This is a genomic window from Rhizobium sp. ERR 1071 (assembly GCF_007828675.1).
Classification (GTDB): domain Bacteria; phylum Pseudomonadota; class Alphaproteobacteria; order Rhizobiales; family Rhizobiaceae; genus Rhizobium; species Rhizobium dioscoreae.
The window spans coordinates 1-19,441 of the sequence record NZ_VITM01000024.1 but is presented as its reverse complement, the minus strand read 5'-3'; the positions used below and the strand labels follow the sequence as shown (position 1 = coordinate 19,441).

The 19,441-nt window shown below is 58.8% G+C and carries 19 protein-coding genes and 3 pseudogenes; 11 read left to right on the top strand and 11 right to left on the bottom strand.

The window, feature by feature from the left end:
- Positions 1-205 precede the first annotated feature (205 nt).
- Entirely contained in the window at positions 206-976 is a 771-nt protein-coding gene (locus FBZ99_RS32830) for a helix-turn-helix transcriptional regulator (protein WP_186450384.1), read from the top strand.
- A 123-nt stretch (positions 977-1,099) separates the two neighbouring features.
- Here the strand turns inward: FBZ99_RS32830 and FBZ99_RS32825 are convergent, their stop codons facing one another.
- A complete protein-coding gene (locus FBZ99_RS32825; protein ID WP_145637443.1) occupies positions 1,100-2,551 on the bottom strand; it encodes a CYTH and CHAD domain-containing protein in 1,452 nt (483 codons plus the stop codon).
- A 101-nt stretch (positions 2,552-2,652) separates the two neighbouring features.
- Here FBZ99_RS32825 and FBZ99_RS32820 point away from each other — a divergent pair, with 101 nt between their 5' ends.
- Both FBZ99_RS32820 and FBZ99_RS33980 read left to right on the top strand, forming a co-directional pair.
- Complete coding sequence (locus FBZ99_RS32820; protein WP_145637440.1) at positions 2,653-3,126, top strand: NUDIX hydrolase; 474 nt, start codon at positions 2,653-2,655, stop codon at positions 3,124-3,126.
- Between the two features lie 14 nt (positions 3,127-3,140).
- Positions 3,141-3,257, top strand: a pseudogene (locus FBZ99_RS33980) (DUF736 family protein); the annotation flags it as partial.
- 62 nt (positions 3,258-3,319) lie between these two features.
- Here the strand turns inward: FBZ99_RS33980 and FBZ99_RS32810 are convergent.
- From FBZ99_RS32810 to FBZ99_RS32800, 3 genes are all read right to left on the bottom strand, one after another.
- Positions 3,320-3,901: a hypothetical protein gene (locus FBZ99_RS32810; protein WP_145637434.1), complete on the bottom strand. Its 582-nt coding sequence runs from the start codon at positions 3,899-3,901 to the stop codon at positions 3,320-3,322.
- Positions 3,902-4,064: 163 nt separating this feature from the next.
- Complete coding sequence (locus tag FBZ99_RS32805) at positions 4,065-4,475, bottom strand: hypothetical protein (protein ID WP_145637432.1); 411 nt, start codon at positions 4,473-4,475, stop codon at positions 4,065-4,067.
- Between the two features lie 281 nt (positions 4,476-4,756).
- Positions 4,757-5,110: a hypothetical protein gene (locus FBZ99_RS32800; RefSeq protein WP_145637429.1), complete on the bottom strand. Its 354-nt coding sequence runs from the start codon at positions 5,108-5,110 to the stop codon at positions 4,757-4,759.
- 533 nt (positions 5,111-5,643) lie between these two features.
- Between FBZ99_RS32800 and rpsU the strand changes: the two are divergent.
- The 3 genes and pseudogenes from rpsU to FBZ99_RS32785 form a co-directional block, all read left to right on the top strand.
- A pseudogene (rpsU, locus tag FBZ99_RS32795) lies at positions 5,644-5,878 on the top strand (30S ribosomal protein S21).
- A 28-nt stretch (positions 5,879-5,906) separates the two neighbouring features.
- The gene (locus FBZ99_RS32790) at positions 5,907-6,101 is read left to right on the top strand and encodes a hypothetical protein (RefSeq protein ID WP_145637427.1); all 195 of its coding nucleotides are present in this window, start codon (positions 5,907-5,909) and stop codon (positions 6,099-6,101) included.
- Positions 6,102-6,115: 14 nt separating this feature from the next.
- A pseudogene (locus tag FBZ99_RS32785) lies at positions 6,116-6,620 on the top strand (alpha-ketoglutarate-dependent dioxygenase AlkB); the annotation flags it as partial.
- Here the strand turns inward: FBZ99_RS32785 and FBZ99_RS33975 are convergent.
- Positions 6,596-6,949 carry a LysR substrate-binding domain-containing protein gene (locus tag FBZ99_RS33975; protein WP_442966533.1) on the bottom strand — a complete coding sequence of 118 codons (354 nt, stop codon included), beginning with the start codon at positions 6,947-6,949 and terminating at the stop codon, positions 6,596-6,598. The pseudogene FBZ99_RS32785 and the gene FBZ99_RS33975 overlap by 25 nt on opposite strands.
- A 454-nt stretch (positions 6,950-7,403) precedes the next feature.
- Positions 7,404-7,745: a hypothetical protein gene (locus FBZ99_RS32775; RefSeq protein WP_145637422.1), complete on the bottom strand. Its 342-nt coding sequence runs from the start codon at positions 7,743-7,745 to the stop codon at positions 7,404-7,406.
- 118 nt (positions 7,746-7,863) lie between these two features.
- On the opposite strand from FBZ99_RS32775, the gene FBZ99_RS32770 reads away from it, so the two are divergent.
- Entirely contained in the window at positions 7,864-8,352 is a 489-nt protein-coding gene (locus FBZ99_RS32770; protein WP_145637419.1) for an NUDIX hydrolase, read from the top strand.
- 26 nt (positions 8,353-8,378) lie between these two features.
- On the opposite strand, the gene FBZ99_RS32765 is transcribed toward FBZ99_RS32770, so the two are convergent.
- The 4 genes from FBZ99_RS32765 to FBZ99_RS32750 all read right to left on the bottom strand — a co-directional run bounded on the left by FBZ99_RS32765 (position 8,379) and on the right by FBZ99_RS32750 (position 13,456).
- Entirely contained in the window at positions 8,379-9,323 is a 945-nt protein-coding gene (locus FBZ99_RS32765; protein WP_145637418.1) for an alpha/beta fold hydrolase, read from the bottom strand.
- A 268-nt stretch (positions 9,324-9,591) separates the two neighbouring features.
- Positions 9,592-11,523: a methyl-accepting chemotaxis protein gene (locus tag FBZ99_RS32760; protein WP_145637415.1), complete on the bottom strand. Its 1,932-nt coding sequence runs from the start codon at positions 11,521-11,523 to the stop codon at positions 9,592-9,594.
- A gap of 398 nt (positions 11,524-11,921) precedes the next feature.
- Entirely contained in the window at positions 11,922-12,899 is a 978-nt protein-coding gene (locus tag FBZ99_RS32755) for a 3'-5' exonuclease (RefSeq protein WP_145637413.1), read from the bottom strand.
- Between the two features lie 341 nt (positions 12,900-13,240).
- The gene (locus FBZ99_RS32750; RefSeq protein WP_442966532.1) at positions 13,241-13,456 is read right to left on the bottom strand and encodes a helix-turn-helix domain-containing protein; all 216 of its coding nucleotides are present in this window, start codon (positions 13,454-13,456) and stop codon (positions 13,241-13,243) included.
- Positions 13,457-13,640: 184 nt separating this feature from the next.
- On the opposite strand from FBZ99_RS32750, the gene FBZ99_RS32745 reads away from it, so the two are divergent.
- Positions 13,641-13,991 carry a hypothetical protein gene (locus FBZ99_RS32745; RefSeq protein ID WP_246661261.1) on the top strand — a complete coding sequence of 117 codons (351 nt, stop codon included), beginning with the start codon at positions 13,641-13,643 and terminating at the stop codon, positions 13,989-13,991.
- A gap of 19 nt (positions 13,992-14,010) precedes the next feature.
- Here FBZ99_RS32745 and FBZ99_RS32740 read toward each other — a convergent pair whose 3' ends face one another.
- Positions 14,011-14,784, bottom strand: coding sequence for an SOS response-associated peptidase (locus FBZ99_RS32740; RefSeq protein ID WP_145637407.1), 774 nt, complete (start codon positions 14,782-14,784; stop codon positions 14,011-14,013).
- Between the two features lie 293 nt (positions 14,785-15,077).
- Between FBZ99_RS32740 and FBZ99_RS32735 the strand changes: the two genes are divergently transcribed.
- From FBZ99_RS32735 to FBZ99_RS32725, 3 genes are all read left to right on the top strand, one after another.
- Complete coding sequence (locus tag FBZ99_RS32735; protein WP_145637450.1) at positions 15,078-15,836, top strand: ImuA family protein; 759 nt, start codon at positions 15,078-15,080, stop codon at positions 15,834-15,836.
- On the top strand, positions 15,751-17,265 hold the full coding sequence (locus FBZ99_RS32730) for a Y-family DNA polymerase (protein WP_145637405.1): 1,515 nt from the start codon (positions 15,751-15,753) through the stop codon (positions 17,263-17,265). The genes FBZ99_RS32735 and FBZ99_RS32730 overlap by 86 nt, the downstream gene beginning before the upstream one ends.
- A partial coding sequence (locus tag FBZ99_RS32725) for an error-prone DNA polymerase (RefSeq protein WP_145637401.1) occupies positions 17,262-19,441 on the top strand: 2,180 nt, incomplete at its 3' end. The genes FBZ99_RS32730 and FBZ99_RS32725, both read left to right, overlap by 4 nt.

Sequence of the window (19,441 nt, the reverse complement as noted above, 5' to 3'; positions counted from 1 at the left end):
ACGCGCTGACACCGATGATGGTGGCGGCATAACCGAGGCGGAAATCCACTTAGCAAAACGCCCGGAACTGTTCAGACAAACCGAGCCACCTCATTGGTCAGATTAACATCGTTATTTTGTTTCATCCCGATATTCTCTCGGCTTCATAATTTTTCAGAAATGCGTAATATACGGAGTTCTTTTTTGACTCCGGCGCGAGATGAACATGAAAACGGATACATCCTTGCTTGCCGCAGAACGTATGCCGGCGCATATGGTCGAGGAAACGATGGGTCAAATTGCAGCCATGAACGCTGCACAGACAGAAGCAGATATTTTACGGCAAGTGCTTGCCTATATTGGACGGTTCGGAGCGACCAATGTGCTCGTTGGGACAATGCCGCCGGCCGGCGAGACAAAGCGCCAGCAGGTGGGCCATATCCTTCTCAATGCATGGCCCAACGACTGGATCTCTCGCTACTTCACAAATGACTATCTGCGCCACGACCCTACGATACGGATGGTGAGGGACCAACATGCGCCTTTCTTTTGGCGCGACATAGAGGAGAGAAGATTGAAGAGTCCTATGGCGCGAGACGTCATGGGCGAAGCCGGAGAATTCGGCCTGCGAGAGGGTTTCACCATCGCCTTGCGAACACTGGATGGAACGGCGGTGGGCTTTTCCATTGGTGGAGATCATATCGAGATTAGAGAACAAGAACGTGGTGGGCTTCAACTCTTAGCCGCCTTCGCTGTCGATCGTGCCTTTCAACTTAGGGAACTGGACAAGCTTCCGCTCTTGAAAGGCGTTACATCACGGGAAAGACGGGCCTTGCAGCTGGCCGCCGACGGCCTGCGAGATTACGAGATTGCCATAAGAATGGGCATTTCACACTTTGGCGCGGAAAAACACCTACGCTCCGTTCGCGACAAGCTTGAAGCAAAGAATACCACCAATGCCATAGCGATCGCCATTCGGCTCGGCCTCATTCGATGAAATCGAAGTTTCGACGATAGCCTTGATGGTTCCAGCTTCACTCCATTTTGAGACTTTCCGCGCAGGGCGAGGCATGGCCGAGATGGTTTCGGCCCGCCTGTCGGGGCAGCCCACCTGCTGCCGTCACTTCCAGAACCGCTTTGCATCGAGTACATCATCGACATGAGCCTGGGCACTGTCGATCAATGCGTCCTTTTCGGCATGGGAAAGAACCGTGTCGCGTGACGGATGGTTTTCCAGCCTGTGCTTCTCCAGGATGCCGGGGACCGACACTAGGTCGTTCAACGCTCCAAGGTCGTCCTGAAGGGCCTCCATTGCCGCGAGGAATTTTGCGTGGCGACGCCTGCTGCGCTTGTCATCGAAAAGCGATGCGAAGAACTCGGCGGCATAGCGAAGCTTTTTTGCATCCTTTCGAACCTCGTGGCGATGCTCGTCGTCTAATTTGGACAGTGCGCTGCCGTCCTTCTTGAGCTTCTTGCGCTGCTTATCGAGAGCCCGCCTGGCGAAGGCGAGTGCATCTGGAATTTCGGCTGACATGGCGGAATTGCCGTGATGGTAGTCTCCACATTCAAGCCATTGCAGCAGGTCCAGCATTAATGCTCGCGCTCGGGGTGAGGATAAAGCATCGACCGCATCACGGTAGGTGCTCTCGCGAGCTGCTTCCAGCTTAAAGACAAGGTCGGCGTCGGCCGCTTTTCCGAGCAGGACGTCGACGTTGCGGGCCTCGCCAAGAACCGCCGCCAGCCATCGCAATTCGCTGTTCAGTCGCTGCGGCTTCTCGTCAGGCAGCATCGGTTTGAATATGGAGAAGGCCGACCGCAGACGACGCAGCGCCACGCGCGCCTGATGGAGAGCCTCGGCATTGCGTCGATAAAGAAGGATGTCCTCGTTCAAGCGGAAGTGCCGGAAGCACGACGACGCGATGGCTTTGAACGCTGCCGCGGCATTCATGTCGCGATCGAGATAAAGTGGCTCCGACTTGAAGGCGGTCTTCTGCGCCTCTGCGAGAGCATAACCTCGCTCCGCCTTCGAGCGCACACCGAACCGGACGCAGGCAATCTCATCTATCTTCCTGGCAAAAGAAAAGAGATCGCCGGGGCTACCATCCTTAAGCTCTATTTCGGCCTCGCGGATCGGCGAAGAACGTTCGCCCGAAACCACTTCGCCCTGATCGACGACGACCTCGAGGCGGGAACCATTCTCCTCCACAGTCCAGAGCCGCCTTTCGACGATAACATCGAAGATCGGTTCCAGCTTCAGGTCGTTGCCAAACTCCCCGAGGAGCGGCGACGTATGGTCGAGAACGGGGGTGTCTCCCTCGACCGGGGTCTCCCACTCGGACCGCGCAAACAGCGACCTGCCGGGTCCGGCCGCCTTGACGGTCTGCGTGCGCGCGGCACCCACTTGCCGAATTCGAAGTGTGAAGCCTTTTTTCCATAGTCTGCGGTCGGCGGCGTCGAAGTAGGTGGCCCGCTGCTGGACGATCTTTTCGGGTTCACCCAGGAGATCGGAACCAAGAATGGCCCCGAAGGATTCAGGTGAGAGATCGAGCTTGACTTCGGTTTCGGACGACAAGGCGGACTCCGTTTGGTAAGAACGAATTCAGCACTGGTATGGCAGTCATGGTCCAATGCTACAGCGACTATATGAGAGATAGGAAGAAATCGAAAACAGCCATGCTCTCGAGCGACCAGCGATATTCGTCGAACGCTTCCGTCGGGCGTGTTGTTCAGCAGGCCGGCGCAATCTGTTACCGTCGCCGTGAGGATGGAGGTCTCGAAGTCCTTCTCGTCGGAAGCCGCCGGAACGGCAGATGGGGCATTCCGAAAGGCCACATCGATGCGGGCGAGACCAGCGAGGTCACAGCTGGGCGCGAATCTTTCGAGGAGGCGGGTGTCGTCTGCAGTGTCGACGTGGAGGTTTTCGGCGTCTTCATCTATAAGAAGGACAGCACGCCGCATCGCTACCATGTCTCGGTTCACCTCGCCGAGGTGACACGGATGGCAATCGACTATCCTGAAAAGTCGACGCGAAAGAAGGCATGGTTCCCGCTGGCGGCCGCAGCCGTCGAAGCTTCGCAACCGGGGCTGCGCGCGCTGTTATGCAAGCTCGTCGACGGATCGGCGATTCCGGCGCCCGGCACGGACTAGCTTCTCGGCTGGGTTACCTCTCGGTCAAGCTTGACGATCCGAGTTTCCTGGCTCCGGTCTACGCAAGGCTCGCCGGGGTTGAAGGCGAAGACGGTCTCCAGCTCATCTGGTCGCGCCCGAACCGGGATTGATTGACATCACGAGGCTCCGCCACCGGCGGGGCCTTTTCCCCTGTCGGAATGACGGTCCGCGATTAACGCGCGTCGAACCTGGCAAGCATCTTGCGCAATTGCGCGTTCTGCTCGAGGAGCTTCTTTGCAAGCTGACGCCGCAACTCCGCAACCTCCGCATCGAGGTCGGCCATTTCATCCGTGAAGGATTTCGGGCCGGCTGCGACGGCAGGAGGTTCCTCTAACGCAGTTCCGACCGCAGCCGTTGGCTCCACGATCGGCTCAACCTTCCTTCGACGCGCCGACGCTGGCTTCACCGGTGTTTCGGCAGCTTTGGCCCTAGGGGAAGCAGGTGAGGGTTCCTCGGCCCGCAACGTGGTGGCGAGGTTTGCGGGCTCTTCAGTACCGACTGCGGCCGCAGGAGCTTCTGCCGCAACTGATGCCGCTGTTCCGACTTCACTAGGATTGGTATCAGGCTCCGGTGGGCTTGCCTCGACCTGCGCCTCGGAGGCGAGTTCTGCGGAGCGGTCGACAGCGGTCGCGTCGAGGCCGGGTTGTTCCTCTTCGGGGACAGGCTTGTATTCGAGAGCAATGGTCTTCGGTTCGATTGCTGGGCTCTGGTCACGACTATGTGGTTTCGGTTTTCGCGACACCAGGTCAGCCACAAATCTCCATGGTGTTCTCATCACATGTAACCTTCAAAGCATGGCGGCGAGACATTGCCGCGGTCATTCACTGTCAGCAAGACCGCCATTGATCTTGGCACAATCAGACGGAAGATCGGCGACGCCATCGCATGGGATACGTGGCGCCGCTCAAAACCAGACCTCAGGCCTTTCCGAGCCGCTTGCGCAGGTCTGCATTCTCGGCGCGCAGCTTTTCGGAGAGCTCTTTACGAAGCTGCTTGTTCTCTTCCTCAAGCTTGATGAGGTCGGTGATATCGTCAATGACGTCAGCAGAGGTGGCGACCGGAGCGGAAGCAACAGCTTTTACGCGGGGCGTACGAGTGGTGGTAGCCTTCGGTGCAGCCGCCTTTTCTACCTTGGCAGGAGCTGTCTTGGAGCCACGCTTTGCGCGCATCTTCTTCGCCGGCTTTTCAGCAGGTGCAACGGCAGCATCGACCTTGCTGGCTTCGGCGGTAGCTTTCGGGGTGCGCGACTTGCGTGTCTTCTTCTCAGCGGGTGCTGCAGTTGGCGTTTCGGCCGTCGCAGTGGTCTCAATCTTGGTTTCTTCGGCCATCAGTGTTCTCCTCTGTCAGGCGAGCAAGCATTTGATTCGCGTAACTTAAAGTCAATGCAGAGAGCGGTGTTTTCGCATGCAATCGATGTTTGACGGCGTGCCATGTGGGAATTCCTTTTCATTGTCCGACAATGGGCGGGTCCATGCGCGCTCGGTGAGGCATGTCTGACTGAAGAGCGGCTGCGCATCGATCGGCTTTCCGCAAACCTGCCGCGGGGCGCTGAACGGTATCGTGCCTGTTGTCATGGCGCGGGAGGCATCCATATAAATGCTACCTGACGCTAAGCGTTCGGGCTCGCCTCCTCCGAAGGCAGGCCTTCGGCAGCATCGCCCAAAAGAATAGCGGCCGCAACGTCAACGACGGATGTCGCGCCGCTGCTGGTATCCATCAGAGCCGTTGACGCCGCCGTAAGCTGAGAACTTTCGACGAAGGCGGCATGTTGCCGTCGTGCTCTTCGTTCGGCGGATCGGCGAGCAAGGACATCGATGTAGCGCTGCCGCATCTCCTCGATTTCAATCTCGCCCTCAACCCACTGCTTGACGAGGGCCATATATTCGACGTCGTGATCGATCGATGTTCCGCGCTTCTGAGCGCGGGCAATTACACGCTCCGCGATTGACCGTCGTGACCGCATGATATTCTCTCGACCCGAAACATCTATTAGCCATTGCCGATTAGCAAGCTGCAGGCTCGGTCGCCACTTGAAATCACGGTGAGCGCACATACTTACACGTAACTTCCCGTATCGACGACCTCCTGCCTGGCGTTTGCTCGCTGGCGTTTGAGGCTGTCCGGGTGAGAAGAAGAGGGCGCTCCCCAAGTGGGTCGAGCGCCCTTTTCCGTCGTGCCGATCCCTATGGGGAGGCATCGTCTTGTAATGCATCCGCCCACTTCTTATCTTGCGGACATCACCCCACAGCCACGGCGGATGTCCCGAACGTCGATGATCACGTGCGTCAGCGCGCACCATCTTGCTGTGCCTACGAACGATTTCAATTGAGCGAAGCAACTAATGTCGCCACGCCGGCGGTGCCGGATCCGCACGATCTCGGCGAAGCGACCAACCCGTCAAACAAGGACCCAACCCTGCCTGCTCACCCGCGCGGAACTGAAAGTCCTCATCGCCGAGCAACTGGGCCGAGTCACCACAAGAACAAGGAGAACAAGATGCAGGTCATCGTCAGAGACAACAATGTCGAACAAGCCATGCGCGCTCAAAAGGAAGATGCAGCGCGAGGGCCTGTTCCGCGAGATGAGAGCCCGCCGGGCCTATGAGAAACCTTCCGAGCGCCGGATTCGCGAAAGCGCCCAGGCAATTGCCCGCCAGCGCAAGGCCACCCGCAAGAAGATGCAGCGGGAAGGGCTTCTGCCGGCCACCAGTCGCAGGGCATCGGCCCGTTAGCTGTCGGCATATTTTGAAAGGGCACATCATGGAAGAGCTGCATAGCATTACGGTTTCGGACGAGCGGCTTGAAGATTGCCGCGACGTCGTCGAGCCTGACCTTCAGGACCTCATCCGCGCTACGATCGCCTCCGGCTTTTCGGCCGAGGAGGTGCTGATCGCGATCAGCGAACTCGTGGCAGAGGATTTCGCCGCAGTCGTCAAAGTCCCCAGGGTTCACTAAGTGGAGAACTGCCCATGGGTATCTCAGCGCAAGCAGACCTGTTCGGGGCGTTGGAGCCGGCTTTACCAGCGGGTTTCCGGTACCAGCCTGGCGTGGTTCCTGAAGACGTCCAGTCGGACTTTCTGCGTGAACTACAGCAACTGCCGCTGAAACCGCTCGACTTCCAAGGTTTCGAGGCAAGCGGAGGGTGATCTCCTACGGCTGGAAATACGACTTCGACACCGAGCAGGTACGGCGCATCGACGACATCCCGCCCTTCCTGCTGCCGGTGCGGTCCTTTGCTGCAACCTTCGCCGGCATCGAACCGAAACAACTCCAGCAGGCGCTGGTCATCAAATATGCGCCTGGCGCGCCGATCGGCTGGCATAAGGACAAGAAGGTCTTCGGCCGGATTGTCGGGATTTCTCTGCTGTCGCCCTGCACACGTTCAGGCTGAGGCGCCGTGCGGGCGACAAATGGGAGCGCGCCTCGGTGATTGCCGAACCCGGCTCCGCCTACGTGCTTTCAGGGCCGGCGCGTAGATTGGCGCCCCTAATCGTCGGCGCTGCTGTGCTGCTGCAGCATCTCGGATGGATCGAATAATACATCTTGCATAAAATGATATGGCGGGAGGAGACTTGGCTAAACTCAGGAAAGGAAAGTCGGTCCCAAGTCAAAATGACATCGGCGTCGTCCTCGAAGCGTTCGCGAGGCGAATCCATGGTCAGGCGTATTCTGATGTCTGGATGCGCGCGATAGAAATCGCCAAGGTGAGGAACAAGCCAATGCATGGCGAACGTCACGGAACAAGCGACGTGAACACTAGCGCCGCGTGCGTCGTCCCTTACTCTTCGATATCCCCGGTCCAATATACTCAGGGCTTCCGAGACTGTTTCGTGAAAAGCCTTGCCTTCCTTTGCGAGTTGAAGGCCGGTTCCCTTCTTTTCGAAAAGGACGATGCCCGCATGCTCCTGGAGCGTCGCGAGCTGACGGCACCATGGGTTCCCCGATTTAGCGCGCTGCGCCTCCAACGGACCCCAATCTCGCTGTCGCTTCGAAGGCCTTAAGTGTACAAAGAGCCGGCAGCGATGGCGCGCATCGGAATTCCGGCCTCGCTTACCATCACTGCGATGCTGGGCTGCCTCGCGGTTGGAATGTTCGGGCTTATCCTCGCCACGCGGCGGGCTGAACGCACCGCATTCATTTCAGGATGAAACTCAGTGTCACCAACGAGCTTGAAACGATCGGCCTCGTCCAGTCTTATCTCATACCTTACTTGAGGCTTCAAAAACGGTCGCTCGCTGTTACCCCTAACTTCGGAGATCAAGGCGCAGCAGGTGCTGCGGGTGCCGCGGCTTTGTCTTTCTTCGCACGCCTCCGCAGCGGAGCAGGCTCGCGATCCTCGTCTTCTGCATCGTCCTGTTCCAAATCGCCCTCACCGATCTCGTCCATGCGATGCTTAATCGCAAGGGCATAGATCGTGCTGAGCACATGACGATCGGTGACGTCTGGATCGGTCAGTGCCAACAGGGCTGCACGGACAATCTTCTTGCTCGATGTTTTCGGACAGCGATTGACGACGAATTCATACAAGGCCTTGTCTGATAAGCCTTCGGTGGCTCCGTCCACGAGGGCATTGTAGATCTTCTTGCGTTTCTCGCTCATCAGAATTCTCCTTTTCTTGTAGCAGAATAGTCATTAAACTGTCACAAACAAGACTGCAGGCCTTCGGAAGGATGAGTGAGGTCTCCAGGCGTAATCTCGCTCAGTGTAGGAAGCAACGATGACAGTTGCATATAGCATTGGCAGTGAAGCTATCGAGCAATCGTCACCTGTCGCAATTTTGCAGGCGGGGGCCGTTTGTTTGCGCATGGGGGAAAGGGCGAACGAAGGCGAAATTGCTTTGGTTGCCAGCCGTGCCAACGGCTCCTGGGGCATTCCGAAGGGACACGTCGAGCTTGGTGAAACAAGCCGGCAGGCGGCCGAGCGTGAAGCTTATGAAGAGGCCGGCGTGGAAGGCATTGCGTTGGAGCCTGTTATCGGGCGGTTTTTCTATCGCAAAGAAGACCGCTCGCTGCTCTATAGCGTCTCGGTCCATCTCGTAAATGTCCGCGGGATTGCACTATCCTATCCCGAGAAAGGCGAGCGGCGAATAAAATGGGTTCCGCTGATTGCAGCCGCCCGTGAAGTTGCGAACCCAAAACTCCGTCGGATCATCGTTTCATTGATATCCAATCCGCTTTACGAACATCACACTGGCGACGAATTATAGAAATTATGTGCCGAGCGCCGCCGCAGTTAGGCCAATAGCTTTGGTAACTCACTCAGCGGCCGCACGTCGTGCTCCGACGGGTCCGTGCTGATGACGGTCCCGTGGCCAGCCCCAATATCTGAATCGCCCAAGTGAAGTTCATTGAGGATTTCCAGTGTCACATCTCGCGCGGTGTGATGGGGCAGGTGGCCAACCCCGTCAAGAACCTTGACCCCGGGCGATGGGTGCTTCCGGCGGATCCAATCGAGGTGCCATTGTGGCTCGACGATCTGGTCCTGCGCGCCAAACAGAACTCGAAGTTTTATGTCCCGCGATAGATTCGGAAGATGCGCCATATCGGTATTGAACGCCCGCATTTCGCTGGCCATGGTCTGGATGGCAAGGGGTGCAATCATATGATGGCACGGCAATGAGCAAAGATGAGCCGGCACGGGATTGGGATGGGAGGACGATCTCAAGGCCTTCTCCACAACCACATTCGCCCATCGCATGCTGATGTGACGACGAATCATGGCTCCGATTACAGGAGCAACGGCGCATCTGAGAGCAAAATAAGGCCTTGGCGGGACGGGCCGACAGCAAGGCGAAAGAAGCAGCAGCTTATCAACCATCTCCGGCCGACGGACCGCCAGATGGAGGGCGGGTGCGGCGGCGATGGAATGGGCTACAATGGTTGTTCGCGAAAGATCGTAGTATCGCAGCAGCCGTTCAAGCCAAAACGACTGCCCGAGAGGACCTTGCTCTTTCAACGGAAGTGGTGTGCTAAACCCATATCCCGGCCGGTCCGGCGCGATAATGCGCGCATGGCTTCCTTCGAAAGGTAGGATGATCTCCTGTGCCAAGCTCCCGCAGCCATGCAGCACTAGAACTGGCTCCCCGCTCGGACAGCCCGCTTCGATGACATGGGTGTCGTCATTCTGTATCCGATGAATGATGCCACGTCGTGGCTGAAACGTAGGCTGCTTGAACATTAGCCGATCAACGCTTGATCGATATCAAGGTTCCGTCACGGCTACGCTTGCTGCAACTGCCAGCACTATAAAAGACTGCTCTGTATTTTTGAACTTAGCATCTCTCGTGGCATTCCCTGCGGTGCGGCGCTCTCGGCTCGTCCAAGAACGGAACGTGGCCGGCCAAACAGCATTTGGCGAGAATGATCGCCGGAAGCAATGATATGCTCTGGCAGTCTTCGATTTTGAAGTATGACTACCTTTCAAGAATTGACCGAATCCCGCAAGGTCAAAATTCTTCCCAGGATGCCGATGCCGCGGCTGCACCGGAACCGCCGAATGCACCGGCGATCTTGGAGCGCAGCGAGCGTGCCGGCGAGGCGGCAGGGCGGGATCGCTCCGTCGCAGCAGCCGGCCGCGCATGGCTGCGGCCGTTTTGCAGATCGAATTGTCCGAGCAGCTCATTCAGGGACGTTACCTCCTTGGCGAGGCTGTAGCTGGCAGCCGTCGATTCCTCGACCATGGCCGCATTCTGCTGCGTTCCCTGGTCGATGCTGTTGACCGCCGTGCTGATCTCCTGCAGGCCGGTCGCCTGCTCGCGGGCGGCCTCGACGATCGCCAGAACGTTGCGATCGATTTCTTCGACTTCCTTGACGATCTGCTGCAGCGATTGTCCTGTCTTGGTAACGAGATTGACACCACTGTCGACCTGTTGTCCGGATGTGGAAATCAGGGCCTTGATCTCCTTGGCGGCCGTGGCAGAGCGTTGCGCAAGCTCACGCACCTCCTGCGCGACGACGGCAAAGCCCTTGCCGGCGTCACCGGCCCGCGCCGCCTCGACGCCGGCATTGAGCGCCAGCAGGTTCGTCTGGAAGGCTATATCGTCGATGACGCCGATGATGTTGGAAATTTCGCCCGAGGATTTCGAGATCGCCTCCATTGCTGAAATCGCTTCCTGCATGACTTCACCGGATTTCTCGGCGCCGATGCGGGCGCGCCCGACCAGCGAACTTGCCTCTTCGGCGCGCCGGGTGGAATCCTTGACGGTCGTGGTGATCTCCTCGAGTGCTGCCGCTGTCTCTTCGATCGAGGCCGCCTGCTGCTCGGTGCGCTTGGAGAGGTCGTCGGCTGCGGAGCGGATCTGGCTGGCACCGGCGGCAATGGCCTGGCCACCTTGACCCACCGCGACGAGGGTCTCCTCGACCTTCGCCATCGAGGCGTTGAAATCCATCCGCAGACGGTCGAGATGCGCGACGAAGGACAGTTCCAGGCGATAGGTCAGATTGCCGTTTGACAGCTCCCCCAGGCCCTGTGCCAGACTGTCGACGGCAAATTGGGTGTCGGCGGCATCCTTGGCCTTCTGCGCCTCGCGTTCCAGCCTTTCCTGTTCGGAGAGGCTGCGATTGGCATTGGCTTCCTGCTCCAGGCGCAGACGCTCGATGGCACTGTCGCGAAAGACGGCGACGGCCGCGGCCATCTGACCGACTTCGTCCTTGCGCCCGATTCCCGAAACCGGCTCGTCCGTATTGCCATTCGCGAGCGATACCATGCGCGCCCGCAACCGTTCGATGGGGGCGGCAATGCCACGTGCCGATACGAGGATGGCAATTGCAATGGCCGCAGCAAAGAGAAGGCCGAGCGCGATCAACGCTTCGTCGATGGTGCTGTTTGCATGTTCATCCAGCCTATCGCTCTTTGCACTTATGTTCTTGCTAAATGAATCGAGCCATCCGCGAACCGCTAAGACTTCATCATTGATCAGCGGATCGGCCTGCTTCAGGAGCTTGGTGGATGTATCGTTGTCATCGACCAGCCCGGCTTTCACGGCCGCATCTGTGAGGGCAATAATGTCGTTAGCTTTTGCCGTAAGTCTGTCGACGGCATTAGCTTCAGCGGGCATCAACTGTTTGACATTTGCGAAACGCTGCAGAAGGACTTTCTTGTTTTCCTCATAGTCCCGGGAGAAGGTAGCCATCTGGGGATCTTTGGTACTATAGACCAGGATCTGGTAGGCATTGTAACTGAGGGCGGTCACCCGCTGGCTTGCCCTCGACATCTCCACCGCGGCAGCCTCATCCCTGTCGATAAATTTTGAATAGGTGGCAGCGGTGTCTTTGTATTGGCTCGACACAGCCAGGACGCCTGCGATCCCAATCAGACAGATCGGAATGATGATGGAGAGAACCTTCGTGCGGATCTTGGCGTTCTGAATAAATGACATGGTGTGCTTGCTCTCGGTGAAGAGCTGGCGACCGCTAGTGAGATGCAATCGATTAGGTTTGCCAGCGATAACCTGCTTAGGATGAGGGAGGACATTACAGAGGGAGAGCTTCCTGCTCATCGCACCTTGGCGCTGTGCCAATAAAAGAGCGTTGTAGCCTGACAAATTGATTAATGCCGCAAGAGATTACACAAATGTAATGAAATACATCCACATAGTTGTATGACGCTGATGGTAGTATTTAACTGCAGCTGGTCTTTTGTAACTCCTGCGCGACTATTGCGATCTTCTTTCTTTGCGATTGCAGTTCGTGCAGATCGTTCCTCGGCAGCCGAGCCAACAAATTCGGAGATAACGTCCGCACCTTGGTGGCTCCAGCCTGTGCAAGAGCAAACGAACTAGTTTCGGCTCTTGAATCGATCGAATGCCGTCAGATGCTGGACCGGCGGATCTGCATCCTCCCAGCGGTAGATCTCGGTTCGCAGGAAGCGAAGCTCCTCTTCTACGGCCTCTTCGGCGATCTCGATCCACCATGATTTCGACCGTCCATCGCTGCCGTCAGACCAGCGATAGCCGCGCTCTTTCAAACGATCCTTCAGATCGAAGGGTGAGTTCTCGGCGAAGATGCGCACGCGGGAGCGCTGGCTTGCCTCGTAAAGCTCGGCAAAGGGTGTTTGATCATTATCGTCCCGAGGGAGCGCCAGCACCTCCAGCAGCGCAAAGCAGTCGTCGACGGCGCGGTGACCGACATGGAAATAACCACTCTGGTTGATGAGATAGCCGAGCTTGGTTCCCTCATATCCCCTGGCGCTCCAATTGATCTCGGAATTGGAACAAGCCCAGGCCTTGCGGGCAAAGATCGAGGAGAAGGCCTCGCAAAAGGGCCGATCGAAGCCAGCATTATGAGCAATGATGAGATCGGCCGGTTCGATGAGCGCGCGAACCGCCGGCATGTCGATCAACTGGCCGAGCACCATGGCGTCGGTGATGCCGGTCAGGCGGGTGACTTCGGCCGGGATCGGAATGCTCGGTTGCTGCAGCCCGCCATAGACGCCGGTGAAATCGCCGATCTCGCCGTCCTCATTGAAGGTGAAGCCGATCAGGCCGATCTCGATGATCTCGTCCTTTCTCGCATCGAGCCCTGTCGTCTCGGTATCGAGGATGACGCCGCGCAGCGGATAGCCTGGTCTTGGAATGGCGGCGATCGGACGCTGCTCGAGTTTTTTCAGAATCTGGTAGCGCCCGGTTGCTTGCAGGATCCGCACCATCTCGGCTTCGTCAGGCGCTGATCCAACCTGTCGAGCGGGCACGGTTCGCACCGACGCTCTGCGAGCCGACTGCGCATTCTCCGAAAACATGTCCAGCTGAGATGTCATTGCCCATCCAATGAAAGGGATCACGTAAATTTAGAGCGTCGGTCGCCAAATGAGAAGCTTTCGAACCTGTCGGGCGCCTGATACCCACCGATATTCAGTATAAAGGGCCAGGAGAGAGCTTCGCTTGGACTGTGTGAACGTCTACTGACACATACGGAGGTGGGGAAGCTCTGCCTCGTTGGCGTGAGGCAGAGCTGAGAGGCTTTGTGAACCTCATGCGAAACTTCGATTGGGGGCGCCAGTCTCGCACGGTTCAGACCTACCACTGATAGCTGAAGGTGACCTGAAGCAACCAAACCGAATTCGTGTTAGCCATCCTTGTTGCCGCGCAGGAGTAAACATCAGCCACGCGGCTTTCGTCCACTCTTCAGCGGTTTCATGGTGACAAGATCGTCGGCCACCGGAACGAAGAACTCGGAAATATCGCAAGCCAGTGCTTCAGCAATCTTCTCGAGGGTCGTGACAGTCGGGTTCTTATTGCCCCGCTCAAGATAGCCGACATAGGCGCGCTCGACATTGGCCTCAAGTGCGAGATTGTCCTGCGAGATCCCCCGCATTACCCGTATTCGCCTGAGATTGAGTGCCACTCGCTGCCGTGCATCCATGGCGGAAACACAACATTTGACAGTTGATAAAACCACGTATTATAGAACTAGGAATGGTGATCTTGAACGAACCAGAGGTAGCATCGGCGGCCTCGCAAGGCCGATCCGACCAAAGACGGAGGAGGTGCTTGAAGTGGTGCCCGACGAAACGGCCGACTTGCTGATGGCGTTGCTCTTTGCCGTCAGAAAAATCGTCCAGAGCGGAGTGGAGGGTAAGCAACATATAGCGAAGACCTACCGCGAGGCGCGTTCACTGATAGCGACGATCGATCGCAACCGCGGTTCGGCTCGCCCGCGGATCGAGGCATGCTTGACGCACTTCAACATCCATAAGAACGCCGACGACACAGCCGCAGCCGGCTGGATGATTGCCGCGATCGAGGAGCGCGTCAGCGAGCGTGACCTCTACGGCTGGCGCCGGCTGAAGGAAATCATCGACACGGCGGTGCAGGAACTCCTGTTGTCCGAACAGGCACCGCTGCATTGAGTTGTCGAAACGTCGTTCGTTACAGCAAGCCTGTTAGACTGACCAGCTCACCCTCCTTGGTGACGATCGTCGATCCATAGGGCTCTCGGGCGATGACGGTCAGGGCGTCATCGGGCAACGGGCGGGCGAGATCCTTCGCCTCCTCCCACGGCGCCCTCATCCAGACGTCAGTCTCTTCCCTGGTCAGCAGCAGGACCGGCATCGCCGCTTTGTGGATCGGCTTGATCAGATTGTTCGCATCGGTCGTCAGAAATCCGTAGAGGTCATCGGTCGTTAGCCCATCCTTGACCTTGCGCACCGATGTCCATTGCGGAACATGAATACCGGCAAAGAACATCAGCGGCTTGGTTTCATCGCGCGCAAACCAGGCGTTCGGGACGTTGCCGCCCTCTTCCTGACTTGCCGGATCCGGCTCGGCAAAGCTGGTGACGGGAACCAGACAGCGGTTCTCGACGCCGAACCAACGCCGCCAATGTGCAAGCTTGAGATTGCGGACATTGGTGACGCCGCGGTCGACCTGTTCGCGCAGCAACTGCTCGAAATCGACCTCCTTCCCCTTCGCCCTGAGCTTTTCAGCCTTGGCCTCGGCGGCCTTGACGAGAACGAACGGTGGAGAAGGCAGTCCCCAGCGGGCATGGACGAGCTGTTTCTTGCCATCGGCCGTGTTTCGGACGATCGGTCCCATCTGGTCCGGGTTCATCTGATAGGCCGGCATCAGGTTGATCAGGCTCTCGGCATCCTGATCCCACTTGTTCACCCAGTCCTTGTCTTCCATGCGGTACAAGTTACACATCGACGCTCCATCTCCCTTGAAGCCGGCCGACATGGTAGCCGACGAAGCGCTGGAATGCCAATTTGTGGCTATCAATGGATCGGCTTCGAAACTTTTTCGAAAGCTCCGTCACTGGACATTTGAAGTCATCTCCATGATTCCCAATGCGAATCTTAAAGTCCACTAAAATAGAGGGATAATATTCCTATTTCGGGTTGCTTGACACGTAAAGCGACTTGGAACATTTAGTGAACATATACACTTGACCGACATCACGTCGATACCAACACGACCTTCACAAGGACCCGTGAATGATGACTGTTGCCCGTAACAGGGTGATATCCGATCTGAAAGACCGTATCGCGTTACTCGAAGGGAATGCGGGCAAGAGGAGCGGCTGTCTGGCCTTCGGTGTACCCGAGATCGATGAGGTGCTGCCGGGCGGGGGTCTGGCCTACGGTGCCGTACACGAGTTCGCAGGCGGCGGGGCAGGGGTCGTCGATGGTGCTGCCGCTGCGCTCTTTGCCGCCGGTATTGCGGCGCGCACAAGAGGCAAGATCGTTTGGTGCCTGACGCGGCCGGACTTATTCTTTCCGGTGCTTGCGCAGGCTGGCCTCCATCCCGATCGGGTCATCTTCGTCGAGGGCGACGGGCAAGAAGATGTTCTCGCATCGATGGAAGAGGCGCTGGCCTTTGGCGGCCTTGGCGCCGTCGTCGGCGAGATCGTCCGCCTGCCGATGGTGGCGTCGAGGCGCCTGCAGCTGGCGGCAGAAAAAACCGGCACGATGGGACTGGTGGTCAGGCGCTGGCGCCGGCAGGTGGAAGCATCGGATTTCGGGCAGCCGACGGCCTCGACGACGAGATGGCGGGTAAGCCTCCTGCCGTCGGAAGCACTGCCGGTTCCAGGCGTCGGGCGGCCAAGATGGCTGCTGGAGCTGATCAGGGTGAAAGCGGGTGAGTGCGCTGAGTTTATCGTGAGGGCGTGCGATGCCACGGGTCGTATCCATCCATCTGCCGGACCTGCCGATCGAGCGGATCAGGCGGATGGATCAAAGAGCACAATTATCGCCTGAGCGGCCATTGGTCACGGTTGCCAGAAGCGGTTCCAAGCGCTGGATAGCGGCAACCGATGCCAAGGCGCGCGACGCCGGCATTCGTGTGGGCATGCCGGCCGCCAAGGCGCAGGCCATGGTGCACGGTCTGCAGTTCGTCGACGCGGATCCCTCAGGCGATGCCGAGGCACTCCAGCGGATCGCACTCTGGTCCCTCTCGCAATATTCTCCGATCGTCGCCGTCGATGGCACGGATGGCATCGTCATGGATACGGAAGGCGCCGATCACCTGCAGGGTGGCGAGCTTGCAATGCTCACGGGGATCGTCAACCGCTTCCGGGCGAGGGGGCTGACCGTCCATGCGGCGATCGCCGACACGTGGGGTGCGGCCCATGCCTGTGCCCGCGCCACCCGTCGCGAGGTCGTCATTATCCCGCCTGGAGAGACCGCGCGCGCCGTCGAACACCTGCCGATCTCGCACCTACGGCTGCCGGTGGAGATCGTCGCCAGTCTTCGCACCCTCGGCTTCAAGACCATCGGTGAGTTGGCGGCAACGCCGCGGGCGCCGTTGGCGCTGCGCTTCGGACCGGAGATCGGAAGGCGCCTCGACCAGATGTTCGGTCGTGTGTCCGAACCAATCGACCCGATCCGCGCGCCGGAATGGATCGAGGTCGTCAGAACCTTTGCCGAACCGATCGGTGTGGCCGAGACGATCGACAAATATGTCGGCCGCCTCATCGTCCGGCTGGTCGCAGAGCTGCAGCGCAGAGGTCTAGGCGTCCGTCGCGCCGATCTCATTGTCGAGAAGGTCGACGGCAGCAGGCAGGCGATCCGCGCCGGCACCGCCAAGCCGGCGCGCGACGTCGCCTGGCTGACAAAGCTGTTTCGCGATCGAACGGAAAAGATCGAGCCAGGCTTCGGCATCGAGAAACTGACGCTCATTGCCGTCATGACCGAACCGCTTGCCGAGCAGCAGCGATCCTCGCTGGTCGATGAGAACGATCAGGACATCACGCCACTGATCGATACCTTCGGCAATCGCGGGCAGCGTGTCTATCGCATCGCACCGGTCGCATCCGATGTCCCCGAACGCAGCGTCCGGCAGATTGCAGCCGCGGCTGACGACGTCACGGAAACATGGGTACATCACTGGCCACGTCCGGTGCGGCTGCTGGCGCGGCCGGAATTGATCGACGTCATCGCGCTTTTGCCGGATCATCCACCGGTCTCCGTCACCTGGCGCGGCAAGCGCCGGCGCGTGAAGCGTGCGGACGGGCCGGAGCGCATATTCGGGGAATGGTGGACCAGGAGTTCCGAATTCGATGCGGTCAGGGATTATTTCGTGGTGGAGGACGAGACCGGTGAGCGTCTGTGGATCTTCCGCTCTGGCAATGGTGTCGATCCAGCCACCGGCTCGCATCGCTGGTTTTGCCACGGGATTTTTGCATGAGCTACGCCGAGCTGCAGGTCACCACCCATTTTTCCTTCCTGCGCGGTGCCTCCTCGGCCGACGAGCTGTTCCGGACGGCAAAGGAGCTCCGCATGCCCGCACTTGGGATCGTCGACCGCAATTCGCTTGCCGGTATCGTGCGTTCATTGGAAGCCTCGCGTGCGACCGGGCTCCGCCTGGTGGTCGGCTGCCGCCTTGATCTTGCCGACGGCATGTCGATCCTCGTTTATCCCACGGATCGCGCCGCCTATTCCAGGCTGACGCGGCTTCTGACGCTTGGCAAGGGCAGGGGCGGCAAGGGCAACTGTATCCTCCATCTCGAAGACCTTGCTCTTTATGCCGAAGGCCTGATCGGCATCCTCGTGCCGGATCTCGCCGACGAGACCTGTGCCCTGCAGCTCAGAAAAATGGCGGAACTCTTTGGCGATCGCGCCTATCTGTCGCTCTGCCTGCGCCGGCGGCCGAATGATCAGCTGCGGCTGCATGAGCTCTCCAATCTTGCAGCACGCTTCAAGGTGAAGACGGTCGTCACCAACGACGTTCTCTTCCATGAGCCATCGCGCCGGCAATTGCAGGATATCGTCACCTGTATTCGCAACAACACCGTCATCGACGATATCGGCTTCGAGCGCGAGAGGCATGCCGACCGTTACTTGAAACCTCCGGAAGAGATGGCGCGGCTGTTTCCGCGCTATCCGGAAGCACTTGCCCGAACGCTGGAGATCGTCGAGCGCTGCACGTTCTCGCTGGAGGAGCTCACCTACCAATATCCGGAGGAAGCGATCGTTCCGGAGAAGAATGCGCAAGGATCCCTCGAGCATTATGTCTGGGAGTGCATTCCGAACCGCTATCCGGAGGGCTTGCCGCCATCGGTATTGAAGGTGATCCGCCACGAGCTCGACCTCATCCGCACCATGAAATATGCCCCCTATTTCCTGACGGTGTTCTCGATCGTGCGCTATGCCCGCAGCCAGGGCATTTTGTGCCAGGGGCGGGGGTCGGCGGCTAACTCCGCGGTCTGCTATATCCTCGGCATTACCTCGATCGATCCCGAAACCAACAACCTCCTCTTTGAGCGTTTCGTCAGCCAGGAGCGCGACGAACCGCCCGACATCGACGTCGACTTCGAGCATGAGCGGCGCGAGGAGGTGATCCAATGGATCTACAAGACCTATGGCCATGACAAGGCGGCCCTTTGCGCGACGGTGACGCGCTACCGCGCCAAGGGGGCGATCCGCGATGTCGGCAAGGCGCTCGGCCTGCCGGAGGACGTGATCAAGGCACTGTCATCCGGCATGTGGTCGTGGTCGGAGGAGCTGGTGACCGAACGCGGCTTGCGTGAGCTGAACCTCAATCCGGATGACCGCCGGCTGGCGCTTACGCTGAAACTGGCGCAGCAGCTGATGGGCGCGCCGCGTCATCTCGGCCAGCATCCCGGCGGCTTCGTGCTCACCCACGACCGGCTCGACGATCTCGTGCCGATCGAGCCAGCCACCATGGCCGACCGGCAGGTGATCGAATGGGACAAGGACGATGTCGAGGCACTCAAATTCATGAAGGTCGACGTGCTGGCACTCGGCATGCTCACCTGCATGAACAAGGCCTTCGCATTGATCCAGGATCACAAGCATCAGGATCTCGATCTGGCCAAGATCCCCCAGGAAGATCCCGCCACCTACGCGATGATCCGCAAGGCCGACACGCTCGGCACCTTCCAGATCGAAAGCCGGGCGCAAATGTCCATGCTGCCGCGCATGAAGCCACGCACCTTCTACGATCTCGTCATCCAGGTGGCGATTGTCCGACCCGGCCCGATCCAGGGCGACATGGTGCATCCCTATCTGCGCAGGCGCGAGGGCAAGGAGCCGGTCGACTATCCGACGCCGGAATTGGAAGCCGTTCTCGGCAAGACGCTCGGCGTGCCGCTCTTCCAGGAGAGCGCCATGAAGGTGGCGATGGTCTGTGCCGGCTTTACCGGCGGCGAGGCCGATCAGCTGCGCAAGTCGATGGCGACCTTCAAGTTCACCGGCGGTGTCTCGAAGTTCAAGGCCAAGCTCGTCTCCGGCATGGTCAGGAACGGCTATACGCCGGACTTCGCCGAAAAGACCTTCTCGCAGCTCGAAGGTTTTGGCTCCTATGGCTTTCCCGAAAGCCATGCCGCAAGTTTCGCCCTCAT